The organism is Pseudoxanthomonas winnipegensis (genome assembly GCF_004283755.1).
In the GTDB taxonomy this organism is placed as follows: domain Bacteria; phylum Pseudomonadota; class Gammaproteobacteria; order Xanthomonadales; family Xanthomonadaceae; genus Pseudoxanthomonas_A; species Pseudoxanthomonas_A winnipegensis.
In genome coordinates, this window is the sequence record NZ_SHMH01000008.1 from 41,440 (window position 1) to 53,682 (window position 12,243).

Genomic DNA, 12,243 nt, shown 5'->3' on the forward strand with positions numbered 1-12,243 from the left:
CCATGGCCCGTACCGAACCCCAGATCCTGGACCTGCCCGTGCTGCCGCTGCGCGACGTGGTGGTCTTCCCGCACATGGTCATCCCGCTGTTCGTCGGCCGCGACAAGTCGATGCGCGCGCTGGAGCAGGCCATGGCCGCAGACAAGCGCATCCTGCTGGTCGCGCAGAAGTCGGCCGACACCGACGACCCGACCGCGGCCGACCTCTACCAGATCGGCACCCTGGCCCAGGTGCTGCAGCTGCTGAAGCTGCCCGACGGCACGATCAAGGTGCTGGTCGAGGGCATCGCGCGCGTGGCGGTCAGCGAGATCGTCGAACGCGAGCAGTCGCTGTACGGGCAGGGCGAGGAGATCGACACCGACGAGGCCGCCGAATCGCGCGAGATCGAGGCCGTCGCGCGCTCGCTGATGAGCCTGTTCGAGCAGTACGTCAAGACTAACCGCAAGCTGCCGCCGGAGCTGCTGCAGACCCTGGCCGGCATCGATGAGCCCGGCCGCCTGGCCGACACCATCGCCGCGCACTTGGGCGTGCGCCTGAGCGACAAGCAGCGCCTGCTGGAGACCATCCCGGTCGGCGAGCGGCTGGAGCTGCTGGTCGGCTTCGTCGACGGCGAGATCGACGTGCAGCAGCTGGAGAAGCGCATCCGCGGCCGGGTCAAGTCGCAGATGGAGAAGTCCCAGCGCGAGTACTACCTCAACGAGCAGATGAAGGCGATCCAGAAGGAGCTGGGCGAGCTGGACGACGCGCCCAACGAACTGGAGGAGCTGACCCGCAAGATCGCCGCGGCCGGCATGCCCAAGGCCGTGGAGACCAAGGCGCGCAACGAGCTCAACAAGCTCAAGCAGATGTCGCCGATGTCGGCCGAGGCCGCGGTGGTGCGCAACTACCTGGACTGGATCCTCGGCGTGCCGTGGAAGAAGCGCTCCAAGGTGCGCAAGGACCTCAAGGTCGCCCAGGAAACGTTGGATGCCGACCACTACGGACTGGAGAAGGTCAAGGAGCGCATCCTGGAATACCTCGCCGTGCAGTCGCGCGTGAAGCAGATGAAGGGCCCGATCCTGTGCCTGGTCGGGCCGCCGGGCGTGGGCAAGACCTCGCTGGGCCAGTCCATCGCCAAGGCCACCAACCGCAAGTTCGTGCGCATGGCGCTGGGCGGCGTGCGCGACGAGGCCGAGATCCGCGGTCACCGCCGCACCTATGTCGGCTCGATGCCGGGCCGCATCGTGCAGAACCTCAACAAGGTCGGCACCAAGAACCCGCTGTTCGTGCTGGACGAGATCGACAAGATGTCGATGGACTTCCGTGGCGACCCGTCCTCGGCCCTGCTGGAAGTGCTCGACCCCGAGCAGAACCACACCTTCAACGACCACTACCTGGAAGTGGACCTGGACCTGTCGGACGTGATGTTCGTGGCGACCTCCAACTCGCTCAACATCCCCGGCCCGCTGCTGGACCGCATGGAAGTGATCCGCATCCCCGGCTATACCGAGGAGGAGAAGCTCAACATCGCCCAGCGCTACTTGGTGCCCAAGCAGCTCAAGGCCAATGGCCTCAAGCCCGATGAGCTGAAGATCGAGGAAAGCGCGGTGCGCGACATCGTGCGTTACTACACGCGCGAATCCGGCGTGCGCAGCCTGGAGCGCGAGATCGCCAAGATCTGCCGCAAGGTGGTCAAGGAGATCGCGCTGGCCGGCCCGCAGCCGGAGAAGAAGGCCAAGAAGGGCCAGGCGCGCATCGTGGTGTCCGAGAAGAACCTGGAGAAGTACCAGGGCGTGCGCCGCTTCGACTTCGGCCGCGCCGAGGAAGCCAACGAGATCGGCCTGGTCACCGGCCTGGCCTGGACCGAGGTCGGCGGCGACCTGCTGCAGATCGAGGTCACGCTAGTGCCGGGCAAGGGCGGCATGACGCTAACCGGTCAGCTGGGCGATGTGATGAAGGAATCGGCCTCGGCCGCGCTGTCGGTAGTGCGTTCGCGCGCCGAGAGCCTCGGCATCGACACCGAGTTCCTGCAGAAGCAGGACGTGCATCTGCACGTGCCCGATGGCGCCACGCCCAAGGACGGCCCGAGCGCCGGCATCGCGATGGTGACCGCGCTGGTGTCCACGCTGACGCGCAATCCGGTCAAGGCCGAAGTGGCGATGACCGGTGAGATCACCCTGCGCGGCCGCGTCTCGGCCATCGGTGGCTTGAAGGAAAAACTGCTGGCCGCCATGCGCGGTGGCATCACCACCGTGATCATCCCCGAGGAGAACCGCAAGGACCTGGCGGACATCCCCGAGTCGGTGCTCAAGGGCATGGAGATCGTGCCGGTCAAGTGGATCGACGAGGTGCTGGACCTGGCGCTGGAGCGCCCGGTCGGACCGGTCGGTGGCTCGGAAGGCGACAAGGGCGTGGAGGTGCCGCAGCCGGCCAAGCGTGCGCCGCAGCGCGATGTCAAGCATTGACTTTGCGCGCTTCATGAAACCTAAAACGCGCTGAAACCCGCGCCGTTATTAGGTTTTTTGGTTGCGGCACCGGGGTGCGGCTGGTATAAAAGCCGCACCCAAGGACGTCCCCAACGGTCGTTCGCAGTGGGATCCAACCGGCCCGACGTGGCGCAAGCCCCGGGCCGGTCACACATTCAGCGGTTGCATACCGCACATGGAGTTATCGCAATGAACAAAGCCGAATTGATCGAGGCTGTCGCCAGCCGTTCCGACCTGAGCAAGGCTGATTCCACCCGTGCCGTCGACGCCGTCGTGGCCAGCATCACCGAAGCGCTGAAGGGTGGCGACTCGGTCACCATCGTGGGCTTCGGCACCTTCCAGGTGCGTGGCCGCGCTGCGCGTACGGGCCGCAACCCGAAGACCGGCGAGAACATCGAAATCGCCGCTTCGAAGAATCCTGCATTCAAGGCTGGCAAGGCTCTGAAGGACGCTGTAAACTAATCCGCTCAGCTCGCCAGGGTGCTTAGCTCAGCGGTAGAGCGTCTCCTTTACACGGAGAGGGTCGGGGGTTCGAAACCCTCAGCACCCACCAAGCACCACAGCCAAGAGTTTCAAGCGCGGAGCGGTAGTTCAGTCGGTTAGAATGCTGGCCTGTCACGCCGGAGGTCGCGGGTTCGAGTCCCGTCCGCTCCGCCAGTTGTTCCAAAAGCCCCCGAGCGATTGGGGGCTTTGCTTTCCCCGAAGGGTAAAGGCAGATGTTGTGCAAAGCGTTTCAAGCGCGGAGTGGTAGTTCAGTCGGTTAGAATGCTGGCCTGTCACGCCGGAGGTCGCGGGTTCGAGTCCCGTCCACTCCGCCAGTTGTTCAAAGCGCCCGCCGGCGACCCCGGCGGGCGTTTTCTTTTGTGCTTCACCGCACGCGGCGCGGGCAAATACGTTTCGCCAGCCTCGACACGATCGGGCGCGTTTACTCGGCAGATGACTGGGATTTTTCTCCACCCGAAGTCTTAAGGCGTAACGCGTGAGGCAGCGGGCCGGCGGGCGGTGGCCGCGACTAGCGAAGCAGGACGCGGAGCGCCCGAGTCAGGGCAGGATGCCCTGATCGAGGGACAAGCGGCCACCGCCCGCCGGACCGCTGCCCCTCCGAAGCCGGAACGCCCAGGCGCCGCGATCCCGCGGAGCCTTTTCCCGTGCCTGAGCATCGTGTCAGGGGCGCGGCCTAGCCGGCGGCATTGCGCGTGGAACCACGCTAAACTGCGCGGCTTGCCGAACCTGACCTAACGACTCGATGCTGCAGACTCTTCGCGAAAAGACCTCAGGCTGGATCGCCACCGTGGTGATGGGCCTGCTGATCGTTCCGTTCGCCTTCGTGGGCGTGAACGAGTACATGAGCGGTGGTCCGGATTCCTCCGTGGCACGCGTGCAGGCCCCGCCGACCTGGTGGCCCTCGGCCCCGTCGTGGCCGCCGCTCTCGCTGCTGTGGCAGCACGCCGACATCAGCGTGCAGGACTATCAGCGCGCCGTGAGCGACGCACGCCGCCGCCAGCAGGCGCAGCAGCGCGATGCCTTCGACGCCCGCGAGTTCGACTCGGCCGCCAACAAGCGCAAGATCCTGGACGACCTGATCGACCGCAAGGTCGTCGAGCTGGCCGCCACGCGAGACGGCGTGGCGGTGAGCGATGCCGCGCTGCGCGAGGCGATCGCCTCCGACGCCAGCTTCCAGCAGGGCGGCAAGTTCGACGGCGCCACCTACGCCGCGATCCTGCAGCAGAACGGCCTGACCCCGACCACCTACCAGCAGCAGCTGCGCCAGGACATGACCATCTCCCTGGTGCCGCAGGGCCTGGCGATGAGCAGCTTCGTCACCGATCAGCAGATGGACCAGTTCTTCAAGCTGATGGGCGAGACGCGCGATGTGACCCTGGCCACCCTGCCGGCGCCGACCCCGGACACCGCGCCGGTCACCGATGCCCAGGCCAAGCAGTGGTACGACGCCCACCGCGCCGACTTCCGCAAGCCCGAACAGGTCAGCGTGGAGTACGTCGAGGTCGACGCGTCCAAGCTGCCGCCCGCGCCGGCCGTCGACGAGGCCGAGCTGCGCAAGCGCTACGAGGCCGATACCGCGCGCTTCTCCACCGAGCAGCGCCTGGCCTCGCACATCCTGATCTCGGTGCCCGCCGGCGCCGATGCGGCCACGCAAAAGGCGGCCGAGGACAAGGCCGCCAAGCTGGCCGAACAGGCCAAGGCGCCGGGCGCGGACTTCGCCGCGCTGGCCAAGGCCAATTCGCAGGACCCGGGCTCGGCCGAGAACGGCGGCGACCTGGGCTGGGTGACGCGCGGGATGATGGTCGGCCCGTTCGAACAGGCCCTGTTCGGCATCGCCAAGCCGGGCGAGGTGGTGGGCCCGATCAAGAGCGAGTTCGGCTACCACGTGATCAAGCTGCGCGAGGTCAAGGGCCAGTCCGCCAAGCCGTTCGAGGACGTGCGCGCGCAGCTGGCCGCCGAGGCGCAGAAGGAAGCCGACGCCAAGCACTACAACGACGTGGCCGGCAAGCTGGTCACCGCCACGCTGGACAACCCGGATTCGCTCGCCGCCGGCGCCCAGGCCGCCGGCCTGCAGGTGCAGAAGGCCGGCCCGTTCTCGCGTGGCGACGCGCCGGGCCTGCTGGCCAACCCGCAGGTGCTGCGCGTGGTGTTCGACGAACAGCAGATCGCCGACCGCACCGCCAGCCAGCTGATCAAGATCGACGATACGCACGCTCTGGTGGTGCGCGTGACCGACCACAGCGAGGCGACCGAGCAGCCGCTGGACAAGGTCAAGGACCAGGTCATTGCTGCCGTGCGCGCTGACCGCGCCGAGAAGGCCGCCGAAAAGCTGGCCGACGACGTGCTGGCGCGGGTGAAAAAGGGCGAGAGCCTCAAGGCCATCGCCGACGCGGCGCATTACCAGTTCGGGCAGATCCCGGGCCTGCCGCGCGGTGCGCAGATTCCCTGGCGCGAAGGCAGCCAGGCCCTGTTCGCCGCGCCCGCGCCCGAGGCCGGCAAGGTCACTCCGGGCAAGGTGCGCATGGAAGACGGCCGCTTCGTGGTCTTCACCGTGGACAAGGTCACCCCGGGCGATCCCAACAAGCTGCCCGAGGACCAGCGCGAACAGCTGCGCCAGCAGCTCACCCAGCTCTACGCGGGCGCGGACGTGCAGCAGTACGTCAAGGACACGCGCCGCAAGTTCAAGGTCGTGGTGCACGAAGACAAGCTGTAAGCGCGTCTTCGTCGCATGACATCGAAAGCCGCGCCTGGCTGACAGGCGCGGCTTTTTCGTTCTCGCCGGTGTGTTGGGGCGTGCACCGATCGGCTCCAATGAGGAGCGGATGAACTGACTTGGCCAACGTGGCTCGACCCAGCCAGACGTCACTCCTCGGCTCGGCCCGCCCTCCATGGCGAACTCGCCGCTGCGCTTCCGAAGCCAACGCATCAGTGCGCCGCGATCCTAAATCGGCAGATGAGCTCCTTGAAGCATGAGCTCAGCCGCCATCGACCCCACTCATCCCCAGGATGTTGTAACCGGCATCCACATAGGTGATCTCACCGGTAATGCCGGCGGCCAGATCCGAACACAGGAACGCCGCCGCATTGCCCACATCGTCGATGGAGACATTGCGGCGCAGCGGCGCATGTTCCTCGACATAGCTGAGCGTCTTGCGGAAGCCCGCGATGCCCGAAGCGGCCAGCGTCTTGATCGGCCCGGCGGAGATGGCGTTGACCCGCGTCCCCTCGGGGCCGAGGTTGAGCGCCAGATAGCGCACGGTCGCCTCCAGGCTGGCCTTGGCCACGCCCATCAGGTTGTAGTTGTAGAGCGCACGCTGCGCGCCGAGATAGCTCAGCGTCAAAATCGCACCCTGCTGGCCCCGCATCAGCGGCCGCGCCGCGTGGGCGAGGGCGGCCAGCGAATAGGCCGAGATGTCGTGGGCCTCGGCGAAGTTCTCCCGCGTCAGGCCATCGAGGAACTCACCGGCGATGGCCTCGCCCTGCGCGAAGGCGATGGCATGCACCAGCACGTCCAGACTGTCCCAGTGCTCGGCCAGGGCCTCGAAGCAGGCATCGATCTGCGCATCGTCGGCCACGTCCAGCGGCAGCGCGATCTCGCTGCCGAAGGTGGTCGCCGCCTGCAGGACGCGCGGCTTGAGCTTGTCGTTCTGGTAGGTGAACGCGAGTTCGGCCCCCTGGCGATGCATGGCCTCGGCGATGCCCCAGGCGATGGAGCGATCCGACGCGATGCCGGTGATCAGGACACGTTTGCCTTGCAGGAACCCCATTGCGCCTCTCGCGTGCGAGCCGAAAACCAAGCGCCCATTCTGCCATCGCCCCAAGGATGCGGGTCTCAGCGCAGCGGATCGGCCAGCTTCAGCACCATGCCCGGCTTGATCAGCGCCCGCTTGCCCAGCGCGTTCCAGCGGATCAGCTGCGCGGTGGCCAGGCCGTAGCGGCGGGCGATGGCCGAGAGCGTCTCGCCGCGCACCACCGTGTGCGTGGCCGGCGGTTCGGCCGGCGCACTGGACGACGCGGGAGACGCGTCGCCGCCGCCCAGCGCGCGCAGATCCGCGGCCACCGCCGGCGTGCCGGTGCGCGGGCCGGCCAGCACCCACATCGTCTCGCCGCCCAGGCCGCCGCGCAGGCGCGACACCGCCGGATTGAGGCCGGCGATCTGGTCCACGTCGCGGCCCTCGCGCGCGGCCCAGGCCGAGAGCGAGCCGTAGTCGGCCGGCAGCGCCGTGGCCTGCAGATGCGCGACCGGCCGCGCGAGCGAGGCCAGCCACTCCGGGCGCTCCCCCGCATCCTCGAGCACACAGGCCAGCGCGTGCAGCTTGTCCACGTAGGCGGCGGTGTTGCGCGAGACCCCGGGCAGCGTCGTGGGCCGTTCCATCGCCGTGCCGCGGCCGGCGCGACGCACCGCCTGCACGATGCGGTTCTCGCCGGCGTTGTAGGCCATGATCGCCAGACGCCAGTTGCCGTCGAACATGTCGTGCAGCGTCTTGAGATAGCGCACCGCCGCCTGGGTCGATTCCACCGGCGACAGCCGCCCGTCGTAGCCCTTGCGCATGCGTACGCCGTGGTTGCGCGCGGTCAGCGAGACGAATTGCCACAGGCCGGCCGGGCCCGCGCCGTTGGCGGCGCCCGGGTGGTACCCGCTTTCCACGAAGGGGATCAGCGCGTACTCGGTCGGCAGGCCGGCCTGGCGCATCGCGCCGACCACGTAGCCGAACAGCGGCAGGATGTCGTCGTCGCGATCTGCCAGCCGGTTCGGCGCGTGGGCGAAGTTGCGCCGGTACTGCCCATCGCTGGCCTGCGCGGTACAGCTGGGTTCGGCCAGCCCCTCGCGGAACTGGCGGAAGATCTCGCCGCCATCCACGCTCTGCTGCGCCGGATCGACGCCTGCATCGGCCGGCGCAGTCCCGGCCCCGCGCGCCTCGGCCGGCGCGTCGGTCGCCTGCTGCGCCCAGCCCGGGGAGACGCCGCCAGCCAGGGCCAGCAGACACACGGCCGCCCCCCGCCTCACGCGCGGAAGCCGTCCTTCCAGCGCCGCAGCCCGGCGAAGGTCTCCACCCGGTCGCCGGCCCGATGCCCCAGCCAGGCGTCCACCGCCTGGGCGACCTCGGGGACGTCCACGCGCAGGAACGGGTTGGTCGCGCGTTCCTCGGCCAGGTTGACCGGCAGGCTCGGCCGGCCCTGGGCGCGCAGGGCGCGGACCTGGTCGGCACGCTGCCGCAGGGCCGCGTTGCCCGGTTCGACCGCCAGCGCGAAGGCGGCGTTGCTGGCGGTGTATTCGTGGCCGCAGCACACCGGCGTGTCCCCGGGCAGCCCGGCGAGCCGGTCCAGCGAGGTCAGCATCTGCGCCGGCGTGCCTTCGAACAGGCGCCCGCAGCCCAGGCTGAACAAGGTATCGCCGCTGAACAGCTCGCCGCCCTCGGCCAGCCGGTGGAAGGCGACATGGCTGCGGGTGTGTCCGGGTACGAACAGCGCCTGGAACCTCATGCCCGCGGCCTCGAAGGTCTCGCCATCGCCCACGCGGTGGGTCGCGGTGACGATGCGGTCATCGTCGGCGGCGATCACCGGCAGCCCGGGCCAGCGCGCCAGCAGTTCGGGCACGCCGCCGAGATGGTCGTCATGGTGGTGGGTGAGCAGGATCGCGGCCGGCGTCAGGCCTTGTGCGGCGGCCTCCAGCACCGGCGCGGCCTGGCCCGGGTCGACGATCAGGGACTGCCCGGCATCGCCGCGCAGCACCCAGATGTAGTTGTCGTCGAAGGCGCGCAGCGCGGTCAGGCTCGGCATCGTGAATCGGTCGGCAGACGCGGGGGCGTCCTCTACAATCCCCGACCATGCCTGCCGCCGCCTCCCAACGTCAACCCGAGCCCCTGGCGTGGTTCGGGACCGCGGACGGACAGCGCCTGTTGGCGGCTGAACAGCCACGCATCGCCTCCCTGCTGGCCGCCAAGGCCGCCACGCCCACGCTGTGGCTGCATCCCGGCGCCGGCGCGGGCGTCTCGGTAGTGGCCGCCGGCCTGGCGCTGCAGGCCTCCGGCGGCGGCTTCGACGGGCCGCTGCGCTGCGGGCCCAGCCTGCCGCTGGCCTCGGACAGCTTCAGCGCGGTGGTGGTGCAGCACGTGCCGGAGAACGGTGCGCGCGGCGTGCTGGCCGAATGCGCGCGCGTGCTCGAGCCGGGCGGCCGGCTGTGGCTGTTCACGCTCAATCCGGTCAGCCCATACCGCCTGCGCTGGCGCCGCACCGGCCTGTCGGTGCGCAACCCCGGGCGCTGGCGCCGGCTGCTGCAGCAGGCCGGGCTGGACTGCGAGGCCCATCCCCCGCAGTGGCTGGGGCCGGCCTGGCGCAACGACGGCCGCGCGCCGGACATGATGCGGGCGGTGTGCCTGCTGCAGGCCGACAAGCGCGGCCCCGACCTGATCCTCTCGCCCGCCCGGCCGCCGCGATGGCAGCCCGGCGCGGTGCCGGCCTGACTCCTACGGACCGCTCCATGAAACAGATCACCATCCATTCCGACGGCTCGTGCCTGGGCAATCCCGGGCCCGGCGGCTGGGCCGCGCTGCTGCGCTACGGCCGCATCGAACGCGAGCTGTTCGGCGGCGAGGCGCATACCACCAACAACCGCATGGAGCTGATGGCCGCGATCATGGCGCTGGAGGCTCTGACCGAGCCCTGCCAGGTGATCCTGATCACCGACTCGCAGTACGTGCGCCAGGGCATCACCGAATGGATGCCCGGCTGGATCCGCAAGCAGTGGAAGACCGCCGCTGGTGGCGCGGTCAAGAACCGCGAGCTGTGGGAGCGCCTGCACGCGGCCACCCAGCGCCATCAGATCGACTGGCGCTGGGTGAAGGGCCATTCGGGCGACGCCGACAACGAGCGCGTGGACGTGCTGGCGCGCAACGCGGCCATCGCCGTGCGCGACGGCGCGGCGGCGTGAGTGCCTCCTCGCCCGAGCAGGCGTCGGCGCTGCGCAGCGCGCGCGTGACCCTGCACCTGCCCACCGACAGCGAGCGCGATGCGGCGCTGATGCTGGCCGTGCTCAACGATGCCGACTTCATCGCCCAGGTCCGCGACGCCGGCGTGCGCGACCTGGCCACGGCACGCGAGGCGGTGCGGCGCGGGCCGCTGGCGTATCGCGCTGCCAACGGCCTGGGCCTGTGCCGGGTGGTGGAAACCGCGAGCGGCCGCGACATCGGCCAGGCCGGCCTGGTCACGCGCGAATATCTGCCCGCGCCGGACCTGGGCTATGCGCTGCTGCCCGAGGCGCGCGGCAAGGGCTACGCCACCGAGGCCGCGCGCGCGGTGCTGGACCACGCGCGCGACGTGCTGCGCCTGCCGCGCGTGCTGGCGCTGGTCAATCCCACCAACACCGCATCGCTGACGGTGATGGACCGCCTGGGCTTCGTGTTTGAGACAATGGCCCAGCTGCCCGGCCTGGACCATCCGCTGCGGCAGTTCTCCATCACGCTGCACGAGGACCGCTAGGCCATGCGCCAGATCATCCTGGACACCGAAACCACCGGCCTGGAATGGAAGAAGGGCAACCGCGTCGTCGAGATCGGCGCGGTCGAGTTGATCGAGCGCCGCCCCAGCGGCCACAACTTCCACAAGTACCTCAGGCCCGATTGCGAGTTCGAACCCGGCGCCCAGGAAGTGACCGGGCTGACGCTGGAGTTCCTGGCCGACAAGCCGGCGTTCGAGGAGATCGTCGAGGAGTTCCTCGACTACGTGCGCGGCGCCGAGGTGATCATCCACAACGCCTCGTTCGACGTGGGCTTCCTGGACAGCGAGCTGGCGCGGCTCGGCGCGCAGTACGGCCGCTTCACCGACTACTGCACCGTGGTGGACACCCTGGCCATGGCGCGCGAGCGCTACCCGGGCCAGCGCAACTCGCTCGATGCGCTGTGCAAGCGCCTGGGGGTGGACAACACCCACCGCCACCTGCACGGCGGCCTGCTCGACGCGCAGATCCTGGCCGATGTCTACATCGCGCTGACCTCGGGGCAGGAGGAGATCGGCTTCGGCAGCTTCGACGAGGGCGGCGGGCATGCCGCGCCGGTGGTGCACGCCTTCGATGCCAGCAATGTCGGCCTGCGCGCGCGGGTGACGCCGACCGCGGGTGAGCTGGAGGCGCACGCCAAGCGCCTGGAGAAGCTGCGCGCCAAGGCCGGCGGACCGTGCCTGTGGGATCTGATCGAGGCGCCGCCGGCGCCGGCCAACGCCGAGGCCGCTGCGGTCGCCTGAGGGGGCTGGGAGGCCTGGGGCAGGGCGGCGAATGCCTCGAGGCGGGTCTTGCCTCGAGGCGGGTCTGCAGGTCCAAACGTAGAGAGGACCAACCCTTCCGTCATTCCCGCGAAAGCCCAGCGCCTGTGGCGCTGCAGGTGAAAGCCACTGGATTCCCGCCTTCGCGGGAATGACGGCGGTGGGTGGGCGCTTGGGTGGCTCGAAATGCGCGGCCGCTCCTGCGAGGCACGGCGGAGAGGCGGAACTTCCTGAGGCGGCTGCGCCTCACTTCAAAGTCCAGGACGCGCAGCGAGACGCCAGGCCCGGCCGGTGCTGCCTCGCCCAGCTCAGCCGCAGCGCACCAGGATCGCGGTGACGTTGTCCGAGCCGCCGCCGTCGAGCGCGGCGGCGATCAGCGCGTCCACGCATTCCTGCGCGCTGCAGTCGTCCTGGCGCAGGATCGCGGCGATGCCGCGGTCGTCCACTTCCTCGGTCAGGCCATCGCTGCACAGCAGCAGCTGCATGCCCGGGCGGAACTCGCCGGTCAGCGTCTCGACGTTGAGCTGCGCCGGGTCTGTCACCCCCAGCGCCTGGGTGACCACGTTGCGATGCGGATGCGAGCGCGCCTGCTCGCTGGTCAGCGCGCCCTGGGCGATCAGTTCCTGCACGTAGCTGTGGTCCTGGCTGAGCTGGGCCAGCTGGCCGTCGCGCCACAGGTAGGCGCGGCTGTCGCCGACCCAGGCCACCTCGAAGCGGTTGCCCTGCACGCGCGCGGCCACCACGGTGGTGCCCATCGGCAGGGAGTCGTTGCGCCGGCGCGAGGTGCGGATGATTTCCTCGTCGGCCACGCGGATGGCCTGGCCGAGCGCGGCGCCGGCGTTGATCTCGCGCACGATGGTCTCGCGCGCCAGGGCGCTGGCGACTTCACCGCAGGCGTGGCCGCCCATGCCGTCGGCGACCAGCCACAGGCCGAGCGCGCTGTCGCCGTAATAGGTGTCTTCGTTCAGGGCGCGCCGCAGGCCGACGTGGCTGAGGTGTCCGAACTCGATCATGTGGC

Annotated in this window: 11 protein-coding genes and 3 tRNA genes; 10 read left to right on the top strand and 4 right to left on the bottom strand. The window is 69.4% G+C overall.

What is annotated here, in order from left to right:
* The first annotated feature begins 2 nt into the window (after positions 1-2).
* The 6 genes from lon (at position 3) to EAT51_RS15515 (ending at position 5,682) form a co-directional block, all read left to right on the top strand.
* On the top strand, positions 3-2,444 hold the full coding sequence (gene lon, locus EAT51_RS15490; protein ID WP_130519993.1) for an endopeptidase La: 2,442 nt from the start codon (positions 3-5) through the stop codon (positions 2,442-2,444).
* 210 nt (positions 2,445-2,654) lie between these two features.
* Positions 2,655-2,927, top strand: a complete 273-nt coding sequence (locus tag EAT51_RS15495) for an HU family DNA-binding protein (protein WP_130519995.1) — start codon at positions 2,655-2,657, stop codon at positions 2,925-2,927.
* A 16-nt stretch (positions 2,928-2,943) separates the two neighbouring features.
* Positions 2,944-3,018: transfer RNA gene (locus tag EAT51_RS15500), tRNA-Val, on the top strand.
* Positions 3,019-3,045: 27 nt separating this feature from the next.
* Positions 3,046-3,122 (top strand) — tRNA-Asp (locus EAT51_RS15505).
* Positions 3,123-3,206: 84 nt separating this feature from the next.
* Positions 3,207-3,283, top strand: a tRNA-Asp gene (locus EAT51_RS15510).
* Positions 3,284-3,711: 428 nt separating this feature from the next.
* The gene (locus EAT51_RS15515; protein WP_130519997.1) at positions 3,712-5,682 is read left to right on the top strand and encodes a SurA N-terminal domain-containing protein; all 1,971 of its coding nucleotides are present in this window, start codon (positions 3,712-3,714) and stop codon (positions 5,680-5,682) included.
* A gap of 262 nt (positions 5,683-5,944) precedes the next feature.
* On the opposite strand, the gene EAT51_RS15520 is transcribed toward EAT51_RS15515, so the two are convergent.
* The 3 genes from EAT51_RS15520 to gloB all read right to left on the bottom strand — a co-directional run bounded on the left by EAT51_RS15520 (position 5,945) and on the right by gloB (position 8,750).
* Positions 5,945-6,736: an enoyl-ACP reductase FabI gene (locus EAT51_RS15520; RefSeq protein ID WP_130519999.1), complete on the bottom strand. Its 792-nt coding sequence runs from the start codon at positions 6,734-6,736 to the stop codon at positions 5,945-5,947.
* A 65-nt stretch (positions 6,737-6,801) separates the two neighbouring features.
* Positions 6,802-7,953 carry a lytic transglycosylase domain-containing protein gene (locus EAT51_RS15525; protein WP_425478180.1) on the bottom strand — a complete coding sequence of 384 codons (1,152 nt, stop codon included), beginning with the start codon at positions 7,951-7,953 and terminating at the stop codon, positions 6,802-6,804.
* Positions 7,954-7,973: 20 nt separating this feature from the next.
* Positions 7,974-8,750 (bottom strand): hydroxyacylglutathione hydrolase, encoded by a 777-nt coding sequence (gene gloB, locus EAT51_RS15530; RefSeq protein WP_130520003.1) that lies wholly within the window; start codon positions 8,748-8,750, stop codon positions 7,974-7,976.
* A gap of 119 nt (positions 8,751-8,869) precedes the next feature.
* On the opposite strand from gloB, the gene EAT51_RS15535 reads away from it, so the two are divergent.
* Genes EAT51_RS15535 through dnaQ form a run of 4 tightly spaced genes read left to right on the top strand, consistent with a single transcriptional unit; the run spans position 8,870 to position 11,207 of the window.
* Positions 8,870-9,433 carry a methyltransferase domain-containing protein gene (locus tag EAT51_RS15535; protein WP_165421868.1) on the top strand — a complete coding sequence of 188 codons (564 nt, stop codon included), beginning with the start codon at positions 8,870-8,872 and terminating at the stop codon, positions 9,431-9,433.
* Positions 9,434-9,450: 17 nt separating this feature from the next.
* On the top strand, positions 9,451-9,900 hold the full coding sequence (rnhA, locus tag EAT51_RS15540) for a ribonuclease HI (RefSeq protein ID WP_130520007.1): 450 nt from the start codon (positions 9,451-9,453) through the stop codon (positions 9,898-9,900).
* Positions 9,897-10,448, top strand: a complete 552-nt coding sequence (locus tag EAT51_RS15545) for a GNAT family N-acetyltransferase (RefSeq protein WP_165421867.1) — start codon at positions 9,897-9,899, stop codon at positions 10,446-10,448. Before rnhA ends, EAT51_RS15545 begins: the two co-directional genes overlap by 4 nt.
* A gap of 3 nt (positions 10,449-10,451) precedes the next feature.
* Entirely contained in the window at positions 10,452-11,207 is a 756-nt protein-coding gene (dnaQ, locus tag EAT51_RS15550; RefSeq protein ID WP_130520011.1) for a DNA polymerase III subunit epsilon, read from the top strand.
* 326 nt (positions 11,208-11,533) lie between these two features.
* Here dnaQ and EAT51_RS15555 read toward each other — a convergent pair whose 3' ends face one another.
* Complete coding sequence (locus EAT51_RS15555; RefSeq protein WP_130520013.1) at positions 11,534-12,238, bottom strand: PP2C family protein-serine/threonine phosphatase; 705 nt, start codon at positions 12,236-12,238, stop codon at positions 11,534-11,536.
* Between the last annotated feature and the right edge of the window lie 5 nt (positions 12,239-12,243).

Bases quoted from the DNA above. Each gene is read 5' to 3' on its own strand.
- EAT51_RS15495 (WP_130519995.1), top strand. From the start codon at position 2,655: ATGAACAAAGCCGAATTGATCGAGGCTGTCGCCAGCCGTTCCGACCTG.
- EAT51_RS15515 (WP_130519997.1), top strand. From the start codon at position 3,712: ATGCTGCAGACTCTTCGCGAAAAGACCTCAGGCTGGATCGCCACCGTG.
- gloB (WP_130520003.1), bottom strand. From the start codon at position 8,750: ATGCCGAGCCTGACCGCGCTGCGCGCCTTCGACGACAACTACATCTGG.
- EAT51_RS15520 (WP_130519999.1), bottom strand. From the start codon at position 6,736: ATGGGGTTCCTGCAAGGCAAACGTGTCCTGATCACCGGCATCGCGTCG.
- rnhA (WP_130520007.1), top strand. From the start codon at position 9,451: ATGAAACAGATCACCATCCATTCCGACGGCTCGTGCCTGGGCAATCCC.
- lon (WP_130519993.1), top strand. From the start codon at position 3: ATGGCCCGTACCGAACCCCAGATCCTGGACCTGCCCGTGCTGCCGCTG.
- EAT51_RS15555 (WP_130520013.1), bottom strand. From the start codon at position 12,238: ATGATCGAGTTCGGACACCTCAGCCACGTCGGCCTGCGGCGCGCCCTG.
- dnaQ (WP_130520011.1), top strand. From the start codon at position 10,452: ATGCGCCAGATCATCCTGGACACCGAAACCACCGGCCTGGAATGGAAG.